This is a genomic window from Flavivirga sp. 57AJ16, assembly GCF_028736925.1.
GTDB lineage: Bacteria > Bacteroidota > Bacteroidia > Flavobacteriales > Flavobacteriaceae > Flavivirga.
Window position 1 is genome coordinate 168,366 of sequence record NZ_JAQZAT010000004.1, and the last position, 22,419, is coordinate 190,784.

A 22,419-nucleotide genomic window follows, 5' to 3' on the forward strand; every position below is an offset into this window, starting at 1 on the left:
TTACTCTTTATATGAAATCCTTTTCTTTGTTCATTGTCGCTATTTTTTTCTTATTTACAACATCAACTATAGCACAAGAGGCAAACGAAAACAAACTGTTGGATTCAGTTCAACAAACTGTGCCCGTAAATGATTCTGCAGATACTTTAGGCATAAACAGTGAAGGTTCCAAAACTGAAAATACATCAAAACAAAGCACGACCAATACCTCTGCAAATATTATTATTCCAAGTCAAGGTTTTTCAATGAATAGTTTATGGCGAGGTGTTTTAGGCATGGTTTCTTTAATCCTTCTGGCATTTCTTTTTAGCAGTAATAGAAAAGCCATTAATTGGAAAATTGTCGGTATTGGTTTGGCATTTCAGCTATTAATTGCCGTAGGCGTTTTAAAAGTTGAATTCATCAAGGGCATTTTTGAATTTATTGGCGGGCTTTTTGTTGAAGTTTTAGAGTTCACAAGAGCAGGTAGTAAGTTTTTGTTTGAAGGATTGGTTGTAGACATGGATACATTTGGGTTTATATTCGCTTTTCAAGTATTACCGACCATTATATTCTTTTCTGCCTTAACCTCGGTTTTATTTTATTTGGGCATTATTCAAAAAGTAGTGAAAGCTATGGCCTGGCTACTTTCCAAAGCTTTAAAAATTTCTGGAGCAGAAAGCTTGAGCGTTGCCGGTAACATCTTTTTAGGTCAAACGGAAGCACCTCTTTTAATAAAGGCTTATTTAGAAAAAATGAATAAGTCCGAAATGCTGTTGGTCATGATTGGTGGTATGGCAACCGTTGCAGGAGCTGTATTAGCGGCATATATAGGCTTTTTAGGAGGCAATGACCCAGAACTCAGGTTATTTTATGCAAAACATCTTTTAGCTGCTTCGGTCATGGCAGCCCCAGGTGCCATCGTGATTTCAAAAATATTATATCCCCAAACCGAAGACGTTAATACCGATGTTAAAGTCTCCCAGGAAAAAATTGGTGCTAATTTTTTAGACGCCATCTCTAACGGAACCACAGAAGGCCTAAAACTAGCCGTTAATGTAGGTGCTATGCTTTTAGTGTTTGTTGCTTTTATAGCCATGTTTAATGGTATACTAGGCTGGATTGGTGATATATCTTCAATAAATACGTGGGTAACTGGTAATACGCCCTACGAAAGTTTATCACTTGAATTAATTTTAGGGTATGTTTTTGCGCCACTTATGTGGCTTATTGGCGTTGCAAAAGAAGATATGGCCCTCATGGGGCAATTATTGGGTATTAAATTAGCTGCCAGCGAATTTATAGGTTATATTCAGTTAGCAGATTTAAAAAACGTAACAAGCGCTGTACACCTTAATTATGAAAAATCTATAATTATGGCTACCTATATGCTATGTGGTTTTGCTAATTTCGCGTCTATTGGTATTCAAATTGGCGGTATTGGTTCTTTGGCTCCTGGGCAACGAAAATTACTATCCCAATTTGGCATGAAAGCACTTATTGGTGGTACTATCGCCTCTTTGGTTTCTGCTACTATTGCCGGGATGATTATTGGGTAACCCCCATTCCTGTGAAAGCAGGAACCTTATTTTTCGTAGTTAATAACTTTATAATATATTATTGAAGTATCTCCTATCAAAACTTGATGCTTTTTTTTATTTTTATGGCCAGTATTTTGTCATACCGAATGCTCTGTTAATGAGTGCAGTCGAAATAGCCCGAAGTATCTTTAATAAAGATTTTTCACTATGAAGTGATTTAAACTTTTTGTTTTAAGCCACTTCTATATTCTAAATTTATTTTTAATTTAACGTCCGTTCGATGTAATTTTAAATAAAATAATAGTAGTGATTGCTTTGACAACAAGTGGTCTGTCATGTCGACAGAGCGAAGCATGAGACTTTCGACGGAGCTCAAGATGAACTTGAGATATCTCATAAGGGTGAGATTCCTTGCCTTTGCCAGTCTGGTAGGGTTCCTCGTTCGGAATGACATAGAAAAAATTTAATATGTTTGTTATAAACGTGTTATACCAATTATTATTTAAAATGAGCTATAAATAATTTGATTTATATTTTGTTCTGATATGATAGAAAATTCAATCATAGCCTTTGTTATGGTTTTATACCCTGTCAAGCTGAGCTCATGTTTTATATTGAAATATGAGCAAAATTGTAATCGAAGATTCATGAACTCCTATTTATCAAATTAGATCTGTGAGCTAAACAAATTATAGGGGTTGTTTTGAGTCATAATTGGTATTATAATTAGAACTCACGTTAATTTAAAAGAGATCCCCACTTTCGTGGGGAATGTTATGAAACAATATCACGACTTAGTAAAGCACGTTTTAGAAAACGGAAATGAAAAAGGAGACCGTACCGGTACTGGTACTAAAAGTGTTTTCGGATATCAAATGCGATTTGATTTAAGTGAAGGGTTTCCTATGGTTACGACTAAAAAACTACACTTAAAATCAATCATTCACGAATTACTTTGGTTTTTAAAAGGTGACACTAACACCAAGTACCTTACAGAAAATGGGGTGCGTATTTGGAACGAGTGGGCAGACGCCCATGGTAATTTAGGCCCTGTTTATGGACACCAATGGCGCAACTGGAACAGCGATGAGATCGATCAGATTAAAGAAGTTATCCATACTTTAAAAAACAATCCAAATAGCCGAAGAATGTTGGTGTCTGCGTGGAATCCATCTGTGCTGCCGGACACTTCAAAATCATTTGATGAAAATGTGGCTAACGGCAAAGCTGCTTTGCCTCCCTGCCATGCGTTTTTTCAATTTTATGTATCCTCTCCCGACCTCTCCAAAGGCGAGGAGAAAAGTAAATTGTCATGTCAGTTATATCAACGAAGTGCGGACATTTTTTTAGGAGTCCCTTTCAATATTGCGTCTTATGCTTTGTTCACCATGATGATGGCACAGGTTTGCGGTTATGAGGCTGGTGAATTTATCCATACGTTTGGTGATGCGCATATCTATAGCAATCACTATGAACAGTTGGAACTACAATTATCCAGGGAATTAAGGCCATTACCAAAAATGATCCTAAATCCAGAGGTCAAAGATATTTTCGATTTTACTTTCGATGATTTTACTTTGATAGATTACGATCCGCATCCACATATAAAAGGTGCAGTGGCCATATAAATTCCTGCGAAGGCAGGAATCTCATGAATTAAGTACGAAATAATAATGTTTTGTTGGATTACTCGATCAGACAAAAAACACAAACTTTGAAACAATTATTTCCATTAATATTACTCTTTTTAAGCGTATCTATCTACTCTCAATAAAAAACTGATGAAGCTATTGAAGAATCTCATGAAATTCCTTTTGTCATAATAGAAAAACCTCCTATCTATAGCTAAATCAATATAAAATAACATGAACTTTCAGAGTAAAAAACCGAATTTCTTCGTTATTAATACTCGCCGTAACTAGGCTATGCCTACGCTTTTTGCCTTGAACTTCTTTTTTTTTATTTCTAAATATTCTATGCCATTTTATATCGACTTAGCTATATAATGAAATTTATTGTCTCGAAAAACTTAGCAATTCTGAGTTAAAAAAGTGTTTTACTCGAAGTATAGCAAATCATCTCAGTCATCATTTTAACACTAATGTAGTTAAACGGTCTGAACTACTTGTTGGACAAGTTAGAATAAGAGCTTATTTTACAATAGATAAAGAAGAAAATATTAAGGACATTAAGGCAGAAGCACCCCATCCCAAATATGAAGAAGAAACTTTTCGTGTATTAAAACTAATTCCAAAAATGAAAAAACCCAGTTATCACAAGGGAAGACCTGTCTCTATTTCTTATATGATACCCATTGTTTTTAACATGGATAATTCAGAAAATAACAAGCGAACTTATTTAGACTTTTCAATTTGCTAAAACCTGCCTCGCCGGCAGGCAGGAATTGCTGTTTTCAGCTCTTTTTTTGTCTTTTTTTTTCCTTCCGTAGCTCTGCTATGCAACTCAAAAAAGACTTCAACTGAGACAAAAACTTCTAATTTTTGCTTAAATCCAAAAAGTCTAAATGAGTTCAGTATTAAAAAAGTACTTTCTATAATAGAAAATACTTGTTTAAATTTAATATTGTATACAACTAAACATTCAATACACCATTTTCAGCTGATGCATAATCGCTCCAAGCATAGGCATCTGCTTGCTCATCATTAACGTAAGTACCATCAACAACATATCTAAACTCATAAGAATGGTCTTTCTCCAAGTCCACTGTCCCCTTAAAAGTACCATTTTTAAGTTTTTTTAATGTCGTCGATTTTGCATCCCACTCATTGAAAGTTCCAACTACAGTTACCTCGTTCGCCTCTTTAGCTGGTACAGAAAAAGTAACTTTACAAATTGGTTTGCTTTTTAAATATTGTTTTGTAATTGCCATAATTTTAATTTTTTGTGTGTTGTTTCTCTAACAAATTTATAAAACAATGTTCGACCCGTTTATATATAATCTGACAAACCAAAAAGAATTATCAATTTGATAAATATGACTTTACATTTATTTAAACTACATAAAATACCTACACTGTATTTATCAGATTAACAAACCGTTATTTTTGTTTTTACCTGATTTCCAGAGGTTTTATAACAAAAACGATTTCGCTTTAAAACATAAAAAATTCAACAAAATATTATAACTTTACGTCTATTATTAGATACTTATGTTTGGAAAAAAGAAAGCACGCCCTCAAATAGATCAAGAGCAATTAGAACTGATTCAAAATGCTCAAAAACGTATTAAACAGAAGAAACGTTTATACTTTCACTTTGTGCTTTTTCTAATTGGTTCTATATTTATAATCCTCGCTAATACCGTTCTGGATATCGGTAAAGATTTCACCCCTTTTGGAAAGGAATGGTTTTTATCCGCCATTTTTGTCTGGCTCTTTTTCCTTCTTTACCATGTGTTTAATGTGTTTATTACACATAAATTTATGGGAAAAGCCTGGGAGCAAAAACAATTGGACAAACTAGTTGTTCAACAAAAACTAAGAATAGAACAACTTAAAAATGAACTTGAAAAAGAAGCACCTCATATTGCTGAAAGTGAACACTATAACAAATCTTTAAAGAAAAAAGAAAAAACATCTGAACTGACTATTGTTGTTGCTGCTGCAGAAAATAATGCCATTGGTAAAGACAATAAGCTCATCTGGCATTTAAGTGACGATTTAAAGCGCTTTAAAAACCTGACCAATGGCCACCATATTATCATGGGGAGAAAAACATTTGAAAGTTTTCCGAAGCCCTTACCTAACAGAACGCACATTGTTATTACAAGACAAAATAATTATCAAGTACCCGAAGGCGTTATTGTGGTCAATAGTCTAGAAGACGCCATTAGTGCCGTAAAAAACGACTCGCAACCATATATAATTGGTGGTGGCGACATATACAAACAAGCCCTATTATTAGCTGATAAAATTGAATTGACACGGGTTCATGAAGATTTTGAAGCAGACGCTTTCTTTCCCGATATTGATCCATCTATTTGGAAAGAAACGGCTAATACCTTCCATACTAAAGACGACAAACATGACTATGAGTTTTCGTTTTTGACTTATGAGAGGAAGTAGATCAGGACTTGATTTTGTAAAAATTTTCAACTAACTTCGTTTGGCATAAAATATGAAACGACATGTGCTGAACTTGTTTCAGTATTATGATGGTTTCATATTAAGTCATTGGGGCACATTTAAAAAAAACATAATGGTAGATTTTAGAAAAAGACTTAATAAGCCTGAAATAGAGAAAAAAATTAATCCAATTGAAATTTATAGCTCATTGGATAGGAGAAGTGTGGCTGGACCATTAAGACCTGCACAACATAAGATTCTAACTGAATGGTTTGATTCCAGATTAAATGAAAAAGATTTAATTATTAAGCTACATACAGGAGAAGGCAAAACTCTAATTGGCTTATTAATTTTACAATCAAAAATAAATTCAGGAAATGGACCTTGCCTTTTCGTATGTCCAAATAAATATTTAGTAGCTCAAGTAAAAAGAGATGCTAGAAAATTTGGAATTAATTTTTGTTCAATCGAGGATGATGGTTCTTTACCAAATGAATTCATCGATGGAGAAAAACTTTTAATAACACACGTTCAAAAAGTTTTTAATGGAAAAACAATTTTCGGTTTAGGTAACGACTATATTCCTGTTTCAAATATCATTCTCGATGATTCACACGCTTGTATAGATTCTATTAAAAATACATTTACCATAAATATTACCCGAGAACACGATTTATATTCAGAATTGTTTGAGTTGTTTAAGGATGCTTTGCCAGAACAAGGAGAGGGAACTTTTTTAGAAATTTCGAATGGAGATTATAATTCTTTCTTACCAATTCCATATTGGAATTGGATAGATAAATCTGAAGAAGCGTTGGAAATTTTATCAAAATATAGGACTGAAAATGAAATCGCATTTTCTTGGCCTTTCATTAAAGATAGCATAAAAAACTGTCAAGCATTTGTTTCTGGTAATAACATTGAGATTGCACCAATTCACATACCGATTGAGAAGTTTTCTTCATTCAATAATGCAAATCAAAGAATCTTGATGTCAGCAACAACTCAAGATGATTCTTTTTTTATTAAAGGTCTTGGGTTTAATGCTAATGCTATTCAAAATCCATTACATAATCCCGAACAACTATGGTCTGGAGAAAAAATGCTTATTATTCCTTCACTAATAGATGACACTTTAGATAGAGATAAAATTGTAAATATAATGGCTAAACCAAGTGAAAAGAAATTTGGTATTGTTTCACTTGTATCCTCTTTCAAAAAAACAGAAACCTATAAAAAACTTGATTCTATTGTTCCAAAATCGGGAGAAATTGGAGCTGCAGTTGACCACCTAAAAAAGAGAAATTTTAGACAAACAGTTGTTTTTGCAAATAGATATGATGGGATAGATTTACCTGATGAAACCTGTAGAATTCTTATTATAGATGGACGACCTTATTTTTATTCTCTTGCAGATAGATATGAAGAGTCAAATCGTTTAGGAAGTGATTCTTTGAACATTAAAATTGCTCAAAAAATTGAACAAGGATTAGGCAGAAGTGTCAGAGGAGAAAAAGATTATTGTTTAATCTTTCTAATTGGTGCTGATTTAATTAAGTTCATCAAAAGTTCAAGAACAAATAAATACTTTTCTTCTCAAACAAAAAAGCAAATCGAAATAGGAATGGAAATTGCAAAAATGGCTTCAGAGGACATAAGTGATAAAACTGAACCTTATGAAGTAATTAGGTCGTTAATGCTTCAATCAATTCAAAGGGATGAAGGTTGGAAAGAGTTTTATAAAGAAGAAATGAATAAAATTCAAGCTAATAATTCTTCTAGTAAAATTTATGACGTTTTAACTCTTGAAAGGAAAGCTGCAGTTTTAAATTATACTGGCGAATACGAAAAAGCAAGAAATTTAATTCAAGCGATTGTTGACAAACATTGTATAGATGAAAGTGAAAAAGGTTGGTATATGCAGATTATGGCTAGATATGCCTATCTTTTAAGTAAAACCGATTCCAACACACTACAAAAAAGTGCTTTTCTTAAAAATCACGAGCTTTTAAAACCTAAAGAGGGTATTACATACAAGCGTTTAGAATTCATAAACGAAAATCGCACTAAACGTATTTTGGAATGGGTAAAACAACATCAAGATTTTGAAGATTTAATGTTATCAGTTGAGGATGTACTTGCTGATTTACAATTTGGAACATCTGCTGAAAAATTTGAAACTGCATTTAAAGAATTAGGGCATATGTTAGGTTTTTTAAGTGAAAGACCTGATAAAGAATTTAAAAAAGGTCCAGACAATTTATGGTGTGGTGTTGGGAATCAGTATTTCATTTTTGAATGCAAAAGTGAGGTCAAAATTGAAAGAACAGAAATCAATAAACACGAAGCTGGTCAAATGAATACACATTGTGCTTGGTTTGAAGGTCAATATTCTGATGCGCCAGTTCATAGAATTTTAGTTATACCAACTAAAAACCTTTCTTATCACGCAGATTTGACTCATAAAGTGCAAATTATGAGACGAGGTAAGTTAAAATCTTTGAGACATAATGTTAAGTCATTTCTTAAAGAGTTCAACAAGTATGAAATTGAATCTCTAACGGACGAGAAAATTCAAGAATTCCTTAATATGAACAAATTAGATATTGATTCTTTAAAGACAGAATATTCAGAAAATTACCGAAAAAAAACTAGTTAAAAAAACTGTGTGCAACAGGCACAATGGCTATAAGTAATTGCTTGTTCTCGCATACTTCTGAAAATCCTCGCGGATTCAGTTTGGTGTGCACTTGCAAAATTAAGTACCAAACCACGCAACAAGCCATACAAACACATTAAAAAAACATCTCCATAAATTCCCAAACCCCTAACCAAAAGATTCCATCACATCAATATCCTGCATCGCTCTTTTAAATCGCTTAACAAATTCCCTAGCCTCCGTTTCGTTATAACAGGAAAACCCCATTCTTATGGCATTATGCTTAAGGTCCATGGCATCATAACGTTGCCATTCTGAAATAATTAATTTTTGTTGTTTTGCCGCTTTTGTAACCACATCCCACGAATAGTTTTTATTTAAGGTGACCCATAGCGCCATGCCTCCTTTGGGAATATCGAAAGACAAATAGTCACTTAATGCTTCCTTAAGAAGCTTACAGAACAGGTCGCGTCGCGCTTTATATATTTTAACAACCTTTTTAATATGCCTGTCCAGGCTCCCCTCTTTAATAAAATTAGAAAATGTTAATTCCAGAATAGCATCGCCTTGTCTGTCTACAAAACGTCGCAATCGCGCACATTCATCCACAAAAGTTTTTGGTGCGATTAAATATCCCACCCTAAAAACGGGCGCTACTGTTTTACAAACAGAACCCACATAAATAACGTTCCCATGCGTATCATGACTCGCTAAAGGTAAAATAGGCGCATGGTTATAATGAAAATCGTAATCATAATCATCCTCAAGAATGGCAAAATGATGGGTCTTGGCCAAATTTAAAAGATGCATTCTCCGTTGTGCAGACAGCGTAACCGTTGTTGGATGGTGATGATGTGGCGTGGTATAAACCGCTTTAACAGCATACTTATTACAGAGTTTTTCTATGGCGTTTGTATCCAATCCGTTTTTATCCACTTTGACTCTTAACAATTTAGCCTTGGCAAATTCAAACGTTGTATCCGCCGAACTATAATTGGTCTCTCCTACTATAATATACTCTTGCTTTTCAATTAATAATTGAGATGCCAAAAACATCCCCATTTGGCTGCCTCTCGTTATAAGGATATTATCTTTAGTAATATTTAATCCCCTGGTTTCATTCAAATAACTTACCAAAGTGGCTCTTAATTCCGGATTGCCATGGGTCGTTCCATAATTCATATATTTAAGCGTATTCTTTTTATTCGCAATCTTTCTATAAATAATGGACAGTTCTTTAATGGGAGCTAGCCTTTCGTCTGAAACACCATCGTTGACATACATATAATCATCTGTATAATCTTGTGGAAACTTTCGATCCAATACAGGGCTTCGCTTAAAGGCAAATCCTGTATCATCACTCTTTTTACCAGCAGTCTTTTCAACCCACTTTTGCTGCTGCAATATGGGAATATCCTTATGAACAAAGGTGCCTTTTTTCGGGATGCTCTCTATCCACCCCTGTAATGTTAGCTCTTCGTAACAAGCTATCACCGTTTTTCTATGCACTCCTATTAAACCTGACAAGGTCCTACTGCCAGGTAATTTAGCCTGTGGCGGAAGGGTGCGTTCTTTGATTAAATCTATAAATTGATTGGTGAGTTGAATATAAACAGGTTGTTTACTCGCTCGGTCTATTTTTATAATGGTTTTATAAGGAATCATATCTGGACTATTTGAAAAATGATTTCTGGATGAATGTGATAATCCATAAATCTACTAAATTTGTTTCTGAATGTCCGTAATTATGCATAATAATATTTTTGTCATTCAGAACGAAGTGAAGAATCTGTTGATAATTAATGTGATCCCTCGTTGCCTCGGGATGACAAAATCAATATATTTTTAGGTTTATAACATATTACGGTCAATCAAAATTTGTTTTAATACCAAATGAATTTTAAAATGATTGATGATAAATTTGAAGTTTAATAGGTATAAATAACAAGCATCAATTAAATCGAACAGTTATGTCTACGTATGCAACATCAGAACTAAACAAGGTAAAACGAGGGGCTAAAAGAGCCGTCTATGATGTAGAACAAATAAATGATATTCTGGACGCAGGGTTTGTGGGATATATAAGCTACCATTACAATGGAAAAGCGATTTGCTTGCCCATGGCTTATGGTAGAATTGAGAATAAAATATATCTGCACGGTTCCCTTAAAAACCGCATGTTATTAGCCCTTTTAGAAGCTAAAGAAGCGAGCATGACCATCATGCATTTAGACGCGCTTATATTAGCACGTTCCGGGTTTCACCATTCTGTAAATTACAGGTCTGCAACGCTATTTACCAACGTCACTAAAGTTGAAAACCCAGAAGAAAAAGAAGCTGCTTTAAAATGTGTTGTAGATCACATGATTCCTGGCCGCTGGGAAAAACTAAGGCCCATGAACGGTAAAGAGTTTAACAGTACTCTCGTTCTTGAAATGGAAATACAAACCGCATCGGCTAAAATTAGGGACGTTGGTGTTGTAGACGAAAAAAGTGATTTGGATCTTCCTATTTGGGCAGGGATTATACCCTTAAAACAAGTAGCGGCACTTCCTGTAAAAGATCCTTTATTACCAAGACAAATAAGAACCCCCAAACATGTAGTGGCCTATTATAAAAAGAATAAAGCTTAAAACAATGAAAAAATCCGACTTAAAATTTATTCCAAACTTCTTTGATAAGTATATCGCATTGGTGGACGATGAGACTCATTTAATTGATGGCTTAAAGCAAAGTGAAACTATTTTAGAAACCATTTCTGAAAAGCTGGTCCAATATCAAGAATATAGATATCAGCCAAATAAATGGACCCCTAAGGAATTGCTTCAGCATATTATCGATACCGAAAGAATCCTTGCATATAGGGCGTTGTGCATATCCAGATTAGAAACACAAGCCTTATTGGGGTTTGATGAAAATGTATATGCTGAAAATTCATATGCCAATAATAGAAGTATTGAAGGTCTACTAAAAGAATTTAGGCTGGTAAGACAATCAACAATCCCTTTATTCGAAAGTTTTAATGAAGATATGCTCCATCGGGCTGGTATTAGTTCTGAAATAAAGATAACTGCTCTAGCTTTTGGTTTTACTATTATCGGGCATGCACAACATCATTTGAATATTTTGAACGACCGCTACTTTACTAAGAACCTGAGCTCAACGTAAGTTTATTGAAAATAATCAAATTAATCTCTTGAAAAACAGCTATTTGTCATGTCGACAGAGCGAAGGATGAGCGACGAGACATCTCTATAGGATGAGATTCCTCCTCGTTCGGTATGTTAAAGTTTCTTCTTTTAATTATTTTTTATACCTGTTTACCTATTTGTTATATATCGAATTAACGCTAAGACGTAAACTTTAATAATATCGCCCTCTTGGTTATCCTGTTCTTTTTCAAAATCTTCTCTTAAATTTGAGTAATTTTGTGGCATGATAAAAGAGATTCAGCTTCGTATTTCACTTAAAGACGAAGCGCGTAGCGATATATTGATAATAAAATCGGCTTATGCACTAGATATAGATAAAGAAGCTATTACAGGCATCAAAGTACTTCGTAAATCCATTGATGCCCGAAAACCAAAAATCATTTTCAACTATAAAGTGGCCGTTTATATTAGAGAGGCCTTGCCAAAAACCTCCGAATACAAATTTGATTATAAAGATGTTTCAAAAGCCAAACCCATTCATATTATCGGGTTTGGCCCAGCTGGCATGTATGCAGCTTTACGATGTATCGAATTAGGCTATAAACCAATCGTATTAGAACGTGGCAAAAATGTACAGGACAGGCGACGCGATCTAAAAGCAATAAATCAAGATCATTTTGTTAATGAAGATTCCAACTATTGCTTTGGTGAAGGTGGCGCAGGTACTTATAGCGACGGCAAATTATATACCCGAAGTTTAAAACGAGGGGATGTGAGGCGGATTTTTGAAAACTTGGTATTTCATGGGGCTACAGATCAAATTCTGGTGGATGCCCACCCACATATAGGAACCAATAAATTACCCAAAGTGGTACAAAATATCCGGGAGACTATTTTGAATTACGGTGGTGAAATTCATTTTGAAACCAGAGTCACCGACTTTGTTATCAAAACTAACAAAATACAAGCGATACAATTTCAAAATGGTGAAGAAATGGTCGTAGACAGGGTTATTTTGGCTACGGGACATTCAGCCCGAGATATCTTTTATTTATTATATAAAAAGAAAATGGCATTAGAAGCAAAATCGTTCGCTATGGGAGTTCGGGTAGAGCACCCGCAGCACATCATAGACGCGATACAATACCATTGCAGTGACGAACGTAACGAATTACTCCCGGCCGCTTCTTATAGTTTGGTAAACCAGGTAAATAATAGAGGGGTCTATTCCTTTTGCATGTGCCCAGGCGGGTTTATAGTCCCAGCGGCTACAGCGAATGGCGAAGTTGTAGTAAACGGGATGTCGCCTTCTAAGCGAAATAACCTATATGCAAATTCTGGTATTGTTGTTGAAATTAATGCAGATACCGACTTATACAAATATGAAAATTTTGGTCCCTTAAAAGGTTTGGAGTATCAAAAAAACTTGGAAAAACTGGCCTTTACCGCTGGAGGAAGAAGTCAGGTGGCCCCTGCACAAAAACTCACCGATTTTGTAGAAGGTAAACTATCGAGTGGTTTAAACCCTACCTCCTATCAACCAGGCTTAAAGTCTGCACCATTACATTCACTATTACCAAAATTAATAGGTAGTAGACTTAGAAAAGGATTTCTAGCCTTCGGACAAAAAATGAAAGGCTATTATACCGCAGAAGCTAATATTGTTGGTGTAGAGTCCAGAACCTCATCTCCTGTTTGTATCCCTAGGAATGAACGATTAGAGCATCCCGAAGTTTCTAACCTATTTCCATGTGGTGAAGGGGGTGGTTATGCAGGTGGTATTATATCTGCTGCTATGGACGGGGAACGCTGTGCAGAAGCTGCGGTCGTGAACTTATAGGGAGGTATAGGGGTAAAAAAGACGGGAAAGTTTGAAGCTAGAAACAAGGGATTAGGGATTAGGGATTAGGAAGCTATTAATCATCTTACTAATAAAATAACTCTATAACTTATATAACCACATAACTTTATAACCACATAACTTTATAACCAAACAACTTTATAACCAAACAACTCTATAACCACATAACTTTATAACCACACCCATTACTCCTCAAGTCATAAACAAAGCAGTCCTAATCCTAAAAAAATTATTTATACTTTTGCAGCACTAAAAAAGATAATTACAAACACATGAAAGCATATATATTCCCAGGGCAAGGCGCTCAATTTTCTGGAATGGGACTAGACCTATACGAAAACGCCCCTTTGGCCCAAGAATTATTTGAACAGGCAAATGGTATTCTTGGCTTCAACATTACAGATATCATGTTTGAAGGCTCTGCCGAAGACCTTAAAGAAACTAAAGTAACCCAACCTGCTATATTTTTACACTCGGTTATTTTAGCAAAAACCTTAGGGGATTCTTTTAAACCAGAAATGGTTGCTGGACATTCCCTTGGAGAATTTTCCGCTTTGGTAGCAAATGGCACTTTAAATTTTGAAGATGGATTAAAGTTAGTGTCCCAACGTGCCTTAGCTATGCAAAAAGCTTGCGAATTACAACCAAGTACCATGGCTGCCGTTTTAGGTCTGGATGATGATATTGTTGAAAAAATATGTGCCACGACCGATGGGGTCGTAGTCGCAGCAAATTATAATTGCCCAGGACAATTAGTGATCTCGGGAGAGGTTGATGCTATAAACAAAGCATGCGAATCTTTAAAGGATGCTGGTGCACGCCGTGCATTGGTATTGCCCGTAGGTGGTGCTTTCCATTCGCCACTAATGGAACCTGCTCGCGAAGAATTAGCAGCAGCTATAGAAAATACAACATTTAGCAAACCAAACTGCCCTATTTATCAAAATGTAACGGCTAACGCTGTTATTGATGAAGCCGCTATAAAAACCAATTTAATTTCGCAATTAACGGCCCCTGTGCGTTGGACACAATCTGTACAACAAATGATTGCTGATGGTGCCACTTTATTTACCGAAGTTGGTCCAGGTAAGGTTTTGCAAGGTCTGGTAAAGAAAATTAATAGAGAGGCTCAAACTGCTTCAGCCATTTTTGAAAACAACTAAATGAAATTATCAAAACGTTCCATTTACATCATTTTAGTTATTATTTTAACTATTGCCGTTGATCAAATTTCTAAAGTACTCGTTAGAACCCATATTGAGGCTAGAACAGAAATAAATCCCGGGGAACGCATTTCCTTAATAGGCAATGCATTTTTAATGATGAACGTGGAGAACACAGGTGCTTTTTTAGGGATGGGCAGTGATTTAAATCCTACACTTAGAATAATCTTATTACTTATTTTACCTATTGTGGTACTTGGTTTTGTATTACGCTATATTTTTAAGGACAAAAGCCTGGATAATGCATCGCTCTTTGCTTTTGCAAGTATTGTCGGCGGCGGTTTTGCTAATGTTTATGATCGGATCGTATATGGCTCTGTTACCGATTTCTTATTTATTGACTTAGGCGGTATTTTTAGAACCGGTATTTTTAATATGGCCGATCTATCGGTAACTACAGGCATGATTATTTTAGTTATTGTGAGTTTTAAGAAGAAAAAAAACTCTGAAGCATTAAAAAACTAATTTTCAAGACCTGTATCCATAAATACCGCATTTTCTTAAATATTCCGCATTTGAAATGATATAAATATGCGGGTTCTTGTTAAGAAAAAGGTTATTGAATAATTTAAACCGAGAAACTAATTTCTCGGCTTAAATTAAAAAATAGCTAGTTTAGTTAGTTATTTATTTGAAATGTTATTTCTTCACTGAAACCATGATCCCCATCACCAGTAACTAATACATTACCGTTGTTAGTAATTGTATAGGGGCCGCCACCGTCTCCAAAGGTATCTCCCATTAAAATTTTATAGGTTCCATTGGCCAAACAGAACACGCGACTAAATGCTGTTTCATCTGGATAGGGACCGCCCTCGAACAATAAAACATCATTAGAATCATACAGCTCCCAATATTGCTCTTCTGGATAGTCATCAAATGTAATATCCAGTTGGGTTTCAGGGTAAGGACAAACCTGCTTAATATTAAATGTTATGGGGTCACCAACAAACAACCCTGCCTCATTAGTAAAAGAAAGCACCAATGTTTCGCCCTCAACACCAATGTTTAAGTCTGATATATTTATTGTAAAAACACCCTCATTAGAATTAGCGGGTACAGAAACAGATGTGGGAACCGTATAAGATGCAGGGTCGGCGGTAGACAGATCTGTTTCAATATTAATACCAAATATCCTTTCTGTATTTGAAATATGCGTTGTGTAAACCTTAATATCGTTCGAATTACTACTTTGTATATCCACTCCAAAATCATAAGATGTAGCTTCAAAAGACACATAATTAATCGTGGTTTGGTTTTGATCGTCACTATCACAGCTATAAAAAACCGCTAGTGGCATGGCTAATAATAAAAAGATTGTTTTTTTCATAATTGATCTTGTATATTATTGATTTAAACTTTCATCCATATTAGGATTGGCATCTATTTCTGATTGCGGAATATTTAAATAAAATAATTCACTATCAGCAGGCACATTAACAGCCACTCTGTGTACAGCGTCTCTATTAATAGGCATCCTTAACCTTTTGGCATCAAACCACTCTACTCCTATTTCTCCGTAAAGTTCTTTACGTCTTTCTAATAAAATCTCATTCATTAAGTCATTTCCAGAATTAACGGATAATGTAGCGTTAGGATCTCTAGCACTTTGCAATGCAAAAAGTAAATTTCTAGCCTCGGGTTCATTACCCAAGTTATATTGAGCTTCTGCATCGATCAATACCATTTCCGATTTTCTCATTAAAGGAACATCCGATTCAAATGCAAATGCAAACTTAGTGGTTATAAATTCTCTATAAGGTGTTGCAGAATTATAGAGATCCTGAAATAATTTTCTAACATCAGTATCAGAAAACGTATCTCTAAAATTTGTATTTATATAGGTGTTTTGAAGCGATACTGTTAAATGATCCATAAATACATGAGGAGCCATCCAATAATAGTTGCTTTCATTCGTCCCGTTTTGAAAATGTCCCCACAGCCAATCTTGGTCTGTTAAATCATCAAACCCATTCCCCCAACTTGAAGATATTACTGCAGTTGCTGCAGTACCTCCATAAGCAGCTTTTGCTGCTGATGAAGCTAAGCTCCAATCATCTTGGGTCACTAATAAAACTCTAGCTAATATACCATTAGCAACAGCTTTATTGATATAACTTTTCCCAAGCCTTTCTTCAGGTAAATCCTGAATGGCAGATGTAAGATCAGACAATATTAAACTATAAACATCGGTTAATGGGCTTGGAGGGTTTCCTACCGAAGCTCCTGTAGCGGGCTCTGTATAAATAGGGATTCTAGTACTTGTTCGATCTGTATTATAATTTGGCGCAAACTCTAAGGCTATTTGAAAATAATGAAATGCCCTTATGGTTTTCCCCACAGCGGTAAATTCTTTTTTTGTAACGTCATCAAGGCTGCTGTTTGCTAATCCATTAATTAATAGATTGGCATAATTAATTATTTCGTAGTTAAAAGTCCATGTAAAGCTCGTTCTCCTATAAGTTGGCTGTCTATTGTCATGAGCATAATCGAATCTATAAAAGGTAGGTGCCAGAATTAAATCGTTTCCTTTAGCTGTTCTCGCAAAATACATAGCATAAAGGCCGCCTGTATCTGGATCAGATTCATTTACATCATCTGCTAAATCGTCGTCCCATTGCCCTTTATACCTATCATAGATCCCTGTTATAAAGGATTGTACAATTTCTCTATCTGAAAAAACTATAGGTTCTGGAAGCCCTGCCGTATTTTGGGGCTCATCTAGGAATTCCTTTGAGCAACTAGACAAAAAATGAACTAGTAGAACAGCAAATAACAGCTTTATATTTAATTTATTATATGTTTTCATTTTCGTTGATTTTTTGGTTTTAAAATTCTAAAACGATTCCTGAGGTAATCGTTTTTGATAATGGCGATCTATTAGCAGTAATACCATTAAATGCTTGTTCTGGATCAATTCCTTTATGAGATTGCCAAGTAAAAATATTATCCGCTTGCAAAAACAATCTTAACTTGCTCAACCCTAATCTTTCAATTACTGGTTGTGGAAGGTTATAACCACATGTTAAACTTTTCAACCTTATATAATCATTTTTAAACAGGAAACGTGTTGAACGAGAGGCATGATCATTGTTACTAGCTAACAATAATGGGAAACTGCTAATCTCTCCAGGGTTTTTCCATGCATTAAAATTATCGGGGTGTGCACTTATTCCAGGGTTTTCGAAAGGATTTATAAGGGAAGCATAATCTGTATCCAACAAATAGGCTCCAAAACTAAAATTGAACAGCACATTTAAATCAAACTGTTTATATCTAATAAAAGAAGTAAAACCACCTTCTATATCCGGCAACGATGCTTTTCCTTGCTCGTACCTTGTGGCGTCTTCATAACTCTTCGTTGTCACTTTATCAATAACGTCGCCATTAGTATCCAGTACATCCATAAACCACATGCCACGTCCATCTGCTGGATCTACGCCGGCCCATTCCCTAATAAAGAAATCGAAAATAGAGCTACCAACCCTGTAACGTTTGGAGCCGCTTATAATCTCATCTTGAGGCAGCTTGGTCCATTCGTTCTTATTCAATGCAAAATTAATACCCGTAGTCCAGGTAAAATCATCAGAATTAAAATTAATGGATCTCAAGGATGCTTCCCATCCAAAATTCTTGATAGAACCAATATTTGTAACAATTTTATTGACGCCCAAAGACCTTGGCAACGGTTTATCCAAAATTAAATCTACCGATTCTTTGTTATAGTATTCTAAAGTACCGGATATGACCCCATTGAACAATTCGAAGTCTGCCCCAATATTTAGGGATTCTATTTTTTCCCATCTTAAATTTACATCAGATACGCCTTCTGGTAAAATACCGGGGTTACCTTCATTAACAAAACCTGTTTGAAAAACAGATTGGTAAGGAAAAAGGTTTACGGTTCTATTATTTCCTAATTCACCATAAGAACCTCTAAGTTTTAAATATGTAAGTGTATGGCTTTCACTTAAAAAATCCTCTTTGGATACGACCCAACTCGCACCTCCAGCCAAGAAGTTACCCCATCTTGTATTTTCATGAAAGCGGGTAGACCCATCTCTCCTTATTGAAAATTCTCCATAATATTTTTCATTAAAATTATAGGTAAGCCGGCCTAAATAACTATTAATTCTTTCTGTGATAATATTTCCCCCAACACCTTCTGGTGTCGTACTGCCATCTAAGTTATCTACACCAGGCAAAAAACCAGTACCCTGGGACAATAGATCATCTTGGGTATTTGTATAGGCTTCTGTAATGGCATCAATAGAAATATTGTGGTTTCCAAAACTGTTTTTATAATTTAAAGATTGAATCGCATTTAGGGTCGTTGTTAAGTCCCTGTTTTGTGATACACGCCCTTGTACACTAGTCGCAGCACCAGTCTTATCATCATCAAAACTAAAAGAATCGAACAGATAATTTTCGTAACTCAATCGCGTTTTAAATGTTAAGCCCTTAAAAAGATTTATCTCAGCAAAAGCATTGGCCAAATAATTAGATCTTACCCTTTTTTCTTTTCCTAAAGTTAAAGTTGCCAAAATATTATCATCGTTATAAACGGGCCTTGTACTATTTATTACCTGACCGGTAACAACGCCATTTCCTAAATCGAAAATTCGATCTCCAGCATTATCCCTAATTAAATTTCCGTTGGCATCGCGTAAGTATATAGGATAAATATCGGATATCCCATAAATCCATGAAATAACCTGAGTTGTGCTTCCACTGGTTTGGTCCGGATTATTAGAACTAGAACGTGAAAAACTAGAATTTAAACCTACCTTAAACCAATCATTTACCTGGGTTTCTAAATTTAATCTTGAAGCTACTCTCTCAAAATTTGATAACCTTACAGGGCCATCTTCATTTAAATAATCGAAAGACATAAAGTACGTTGTTTTATCACTACCTCCCGACACGCTAAGATTATGATTTACTCTAAGGTAATCCTCCCTAATTATTTCTTTTTCCCAATTAGTATGCCATAATAGGTTAGCACCAGCTACCAAATTACCATTAACATCTATTGGGTTTGTAGCACTATATGGATTATAGCCTAAATAGTCAATGAGTCCACTTGTTGCATTTTGAGCTGCATCAGCAGCCGTTTGGCCATTTTCATATTGATTTGTATTCTTTAAAGCCTGCCAGGTAAGTTTTAAATAATCTTCTGGTGCAGTTAAATTGTGAACTCCTATTGTGGGGTTAGACCAACCTATTTGAGATCTTAACGTTACTTTTGGAGCCGAATCTATATGACCGGTCTTGGTTGTAATTAATATAACACCTCCTGAAGCCCTTGAACCATATAAAGCTGATGACGAGGCATCTTTTAATACTGAAATCGATGCGATTTGGTCTTGACTTATCGTATTGAGGTTTCCATTAAATGGTGCGCCATCTACAACAATTAGGGGATCTCTTGCCAAACTTTCACTGGATATTCCCCTAATTCTAATAGTAGGGTTGCTTCCAGGTTGGCCTCCAGATGTTAACAAACTTAACCCAGGCACAGCGCCCTGCAATGCTCTTAAAGGGGATGTTACTTGCTGTGTCTCAATGGTAGTACTTGAAACAACGCCAACAGATCCCACTATAGATTCTCTTGTTTGGGACCCATAAGCAACAACGACAACCTCTTCAAGAGTTGTTGTATCCTCTTGCATGGTAACATTCATTGTGTTTGATGTACCAACTGTAGCTTCATGATCTTCGTACCCTACAAAGCTAAACACTAGAATGTCTCCTGATTTTACCTTAATCAAATAATTTCCATCAAAATCTGTTGACACGCCTTTTGTAGAATTCTTAACTAAAACTGTTGCCCCGGGCAATGGCAAGTTATTTTTGTCCACAATTCTGCCGGAAACGGTCTTTTCTTGTGCAAATGATGATACAATACCAAATACCAAGAACACTAGCACTAAATAGTAGTTTCTTAATTTCATAAATTAAATGTTTATATGAGTTAGTCAGTGCAGATTGAAAATAAGGAAGGCAGCAAAGATGTTTTTTAAGTGACTAATTCAAAAAATTACACTTTACTAATGAAATTTAAGTTTAGAAGATCTAAAATATTTTAAGTAAAGTTCTATAGCTACCTTACCTTATTACAATTGCAATTATAAAAAAAAGAATAAAGCTTAGATTAAGGGGTAATACTTATAATACCTTACTTTACCGAAGATGGTTTACCCGAAATTTACCCACAGGTATTCTTTTTGAGTTGGGAATTTATAAACTCGGAAGGTGTTAGCGATGTCTCTTTTTTGAACGCCTTGTTGAAAGTGACTTTATTATTATATCCTACTTCATAGGCAACATCAATAATGTTAAGGCTTCCGTGGATATCTTCTTTAAGAATATTAATAGCTTCTTTAATTCTAAATTTATTTATAAGCTCAAAAAAATTTATATTGAAATGTTCATTTATTATTTGAGAGGTATTGTGCCTTGTTGTATTTAATCTTTTGGATAATACTTCAAGATTTATATTGTTTTCTTTATACACTTTGTCTTCTACAAAAAGCTTAATTAAATTTTCTTTGAGCTCTTGGGATAAGGCATTCGTAAGTCCCGATTTTTGATATTTGCCCAAAGATATTATACTCTCTTTTAGCGCATCATAATCGTACTTAAAAATTTCGGGCTGCACATATGCCATGTAGGCCAGATATATAACCATAACAGACATAATACTTACCTGGATATAGTTAATAAAGTAGGGAAAAGAAAGCAATAAGCCGCTTACCGGCAAACCGTAAATAATATAAGAGATGAGATATACAATATGTATTCTGTAAATCGTTTTCTTCCATGTATCAATAGGTCGTTCTTTATTCTCGAAGCCCGTCTCTTTTTTTCTATGACTGAATTGAAATCTCCCTATTAAAATCGCATATATAACCAGTGACACCACCTTAGATATAAAGATTACATACCTGTAACTATCGTAAGAATTGTTCAATTCCAGCATGATCTCAATTTTTTCATTGCCAGAAAGCGAATACATTGGGAACAAAAACACAATTAAAACAAGTGTTGGCAAAAAATGCAATAAATCAATAGGTTTAAACTTAAAATTATAAGTAACACTTTTAAAATAAAAATATAGTAATGGTCCATATAAAAGGGCACCTACCGAGGCCATTAAATAGGTATGGGGAAGTTTGTACTGAATGTTAGAGATGTACAAAACAAACTCCATGATAAATAAAGAATGTACCCCTACAAACCCACTAATAAATAACTTAGCATATCTATTGGATTTCTTAGAAAAATTAATAATTACAGTGAAAAAAAAGCCAATTAAAGCAACATATAAAAACAAAAATGTAAGCCAATCTATTTTCAATAAGAGGTTTTTAGACAGCTCTTTATATTCTTCAGAATCACTAATAACATCATATACCCTATCGTTTAGGATTGAAAAATCCAATGTATTGTTAATATATTTTTTTGTGAAAATACAGGCATCCTTAGGTTGGTCCAAATCAGCATTTAGAATAGCCAATTTTTTAAATATCCTGACCGAATCCGGGTGTTTTTCTGCTATGGCATCATTATAAAGTACCAATAGCTCTAACTGCGTCATATCATTGCTGATGTTCTTCTGCTTAATTAAACTATCTATTTGTGTTAAAAACAAATATGGAACCGTATTTAATTTGGGAGCTGCAACCAATTTGTTAGATATAACAAACAAGCATAAAACAAAAAGTAATATTTTTGAGTTAGATGACATTAATGGATTAATTGAGAGTGGTTATAAAACGCTTTTTATCAGCAAAACTAACAGGCTATTAAATTATAAATAAAGAGCTTTATAATTCTTAAAAAAAACTTAAATAAGTAACTCCCGATAATAATACACCTTGTCTTTCCTTAAATTATGATCTGTTTTCAACAAAAAC

Annotated in this window: 15 protein-coding genes; 9 read left to right on the top strand and 6 right to left on the bottom strand. The window is 34.7% G+C overall.

The window, feature by feature from the left end:
- Positions 1-11: 11 nt before the first annotated feature.
- Positions 12-1,538, top strand: a complete 1,527-nt coding sequence (locus PQO00_RS05995; RefSeq protein WP_274183922.1) for a NupC/NupG family nucleoside CNT transporter — start codon at positions 12-14, stop codon at positions 1,536-1,538.
- 758 nt (positions 1,539-2,296) lie between these two features.
- Complete coding sequence (locus PQO00_RS06000) at positions 2,297-3,148, top strand: thymidylate synthase (RefSeq protein WP_274183923.1); 852 nt, start codon at positions 2,297-2,299, stop codon at positions 3,146-3,148.
- Between the two features lie 965 nt (positions 3,149-4,113).
- Here the strand turns inward: PQO00_RS06000 and PQO00_RS06005 are convergent.
- Entirely contained in the window at positions 4,114-4,410 is a 297-nt protein-coding gene (locus tag PQO00_RS06005; protein WP_274183924.1) for an isoamylase early set domain-containing protein, read from the bottom strand.
- A gap of 280 nt (positions 4,411-4,690) precedes the next feature.
- Between PQO00_RS06005 and PQO00_RS06010 the strand changes: the two genes are divergently transcribed.
- Both PQO00_RS06010 and PQO00_RS06015 read left to right on the top strand, forming a co-directional pair.
- On the top strand, positions 4,691-5,605 hold the full coding sequence (locus PQO00_RS06010; protein ID WP_274183925.1) for a dihydrofolate reductase: 915 nt from the start codon (positions 4,691-4,693) through the stop codon (positions 5,603-5,605).
- A gap of 133 nt (positions 5,606-5,738) precedes the next feature.
- Positions 5,739-8,264, top strand: coding sequence for a DEAD/DEAH box helicase family protein (locus tag PQO00_RS06015; RefSeq protein WP_274183926.1), 2,526 nt, complete (start codon positions 5,739-5,741; stop codon positions 8,262-8,264).
- Between the two features lie 168 nt (positions 8,265-8,432).
- Here PQO00_RS06015 and PQO00_RS06020 read toward each other — a convergent pair whose 3' ends face one another.
- Complete coding sequence (locus PQO00_RS06020) at positions 8,433-9,929, bottom strand: PLP-dependent aminotransferase family protein (protein WP_274183927.1); 1,497 nt, start codon at positions 9,927-9,929, stop codon at positions 8,433-8,435.
- A 305-nt stretch (positions 9,930-10,234) separates the two neighbouring features.
- On the opposite strand from PQO00_RS06020, the gene PQO00_RS06025 reads away from it, so the two are divergent.
- From PQO00_RS06025 to lspA, 5 genes are all read left to right on the top strand, one after another.
- Positions 10,235-10,897: a pyridoxamine 5'-phosphate oxidase family protein gene (locus tag PQO00_RS06025; protein ID WP_274183928.1), complete on the top strand. Its 663-nt coding sequence runs from the start codon at positions 10,235-10,237 to the stop codon at positions 10,895-10,897.
- Between the two features lie 4 nt (positions 10,898-10,901).
- Entirely contained in the window at positions 10,902-11,432 is a 531-nt protein-coding gene (locus PQO00_RS06030; RefSeq protein WP_274183929.1) for a DinB family protein, read from the top strand.
- Between the two features lie 267 nt (positions 11,433-11,699).
- A complete protein-coding gene (locus PQO00_RS06035; RefSeq protein WP_274183930.1) occupies positions 11,700-13,256 on the top strand; it encodes an NAD(P)/FAD-dependent oxidoreductase in 1,557 nt (518 codons plus the stop codon).
- Between the two features lie 293 nt (positions 13,257-13,549).
- A complete protein-coding gene (gene fabD, locus PQO00_RS06040) occupies positions 13,550-14,440 on the top strand; it encodes an ACP S-malonyltransferase (protein ID WP_274183931.1) in 891 nt (296 codons plus the stop codon).
- A complete protein-coding gene (gene lspA, locus PQO00_RS06045; protein ID WP_274183932.1) occupies positions 14,441-14,965 on the top strand; it encodes a signal peptidase II in 525 nt (174 codons plus the stop codon). It abuts the gene before it with no gap.
- 154 nt (positions 14,966-15,119) lie between these two features.
- On the opposite strand, the gene PQO00_RS06050 is transcribed toward lspA, so the two are convergent.
- From PQO00_RS06050 to PQO00_RS06065, 4 genes are all read right to left on the bottom strand, one after another.
- Positions 15,120-15,830 carry a hypothetical protein gene (locus tag PQO00_RS06050; protein WP_274183933.1) on the bottom strand — a complete coding sequence of 237 codons (711 nt, stop codon included), beginning with the start codon at positions 15,828-15,830 and terminating at the stop codon, positions 15,120-15,122.
- Positions 15,831-15,845: 15 nt separating this feature from the next.
- Complete coding sequence (locus PQO00_RS06055; RefSeq protein WP_274183934.1) at positions 15,846-17,309, bottom strand: RagB/SusD family nutrient uptake outer membrane protein; 1,464 nt, start codon at positions 17,307-17,309, stop codon at positions 15,846-15,848.
- 19 nt (positions 17,310-17,328) lie between these two features.
- The gene (locus PQO00_RS06060; protein WP_274183935.1) at positions 17,329-20,454 is read right to left on the bottom strand and encodes a TonB-dependent receptor; all 3,126 of its coding nucleotides are present in this window, start codon (positions 20,452-20,454) and stop codon (positions 17,329-17,331) included.
- Between the two features lie 254 nt (positions 20,455-20,708).
- Positions 20,709-22,250 (bottom strand): AraC family transcriptional regulator, encoded by a 1,542-nt coding sequence (locus PQO00_RS06065; RefSeq protein WP_274183936.1) that lies wholly within the window; start codon positions 22,248-22,250, stop codon positions 20,709-20,711.
- Between the last annotated feature and the right edge of the window lie 169 nt (positions 22,251-22,419).

Bases quoted from the DNA above. Each gene is read 5' to 3' on its own strand.
- PQO00_RS06015 (WP_274183926.1), top strand. From the start codon at position 5,739: ATGGTAGATTTTAGAAAAAGACTTAATAAGCCTGAAATAGAGAAAAAA.
- PQO00_RS06055 (WP_274183934.1), bottom strand. From the start codon at position 17,309: ATGAAAACATATAATAAATTAAATATAAAGCTGTTATTTGCTGTTCTA.
- lspA (WP_274183932.1), top strand. From the start codon at position 14,441: ATGAAATTATCAAAACGTTCCATTTACATCATTTTAGTTATTATTTTA.
- PQO00_RS06050 (WP_274183933.1), bottom strand. From the start codon at position 15,830: ATGAAAAAAACAATCTTTTTATTATTAGCCATGCCACTAGCGGTTTTT.
- PQO00_RS06065 (WP_274183936.1), bottom strand. From the start codon at position 22,250: ATGTCATCTAACTCAAAAATATTACTTTTTGTTTTATGCTTGTTTGTT.
- PQO00_RS06005 (WP_274183924.1), bottom strand. From the start codon at position 4,410: ATGGCAATTACAAAACAATATTTAAAAAGCAAACCAATTTGTAAAGTT.
- PQO00_RS06020 (WP_274183927.1), bottom strand. From the start codon at position 9,929: ATGATTCCTTATAAAACCATTATAAAAATAGACCGAGCGAGTAAACAA.
- PQO00_RS06030 (WP_274183929.1), top strand. From the start codon at position 10,902: ATGAAAAAATCCGACTTAAAATTTATTCCAAACTTCTTTGATAAGTAT.
- PQO00_RS06035 (WP_274183930.1), top strand. From the start codon at position 11,700: ATGATAAAAGAGATTCAGCTTCGTATTTCACTTAAAGACGAAGCGCGT.
- PQO00_RS05995 (WP_274183922.1), top strand. From the start codon at position 12: ATGAAATCCTTTTCTTTGTTCATTGTCGCTATTTTTTTCTTATTTACA.
- fabD (WP_274183931.1), top strand. From the start codon at position 13,550: ATGAAAGCATATATATTCCCAGGGCAAGGCGCTCAATTTTCTGGAATG.
- PQO00_RS06060 (WP_274183935.1), bottom strand. From the start codon at position 20,454: ATGAAATTAAGAAACTACTATTTAGTGCTAGTGTTCTTGGTATTTGGT.
- PQO00_RS06010 (WP_274183925.1), top strand. From the start codon at position 4,691: ATGTTTGGAAAAAAGAAAGCACGCCCTCAAATAGATCAAGAGCAATTA.
- PQO00_RS06025 (WP_274183928.1), top strand. From the start codon at position 10,235: ATGTCTACGTATGCAACATCAGAACTAAACAAGGTAAAACGAGGGGCT.
- PQO00_RS06000 (WP_274183923.1), top strand. From the start codon at position 2,297: ATGAAACAATATCACGACTTAGTAAAGCACGTTTTAGAAAACGGAAAT.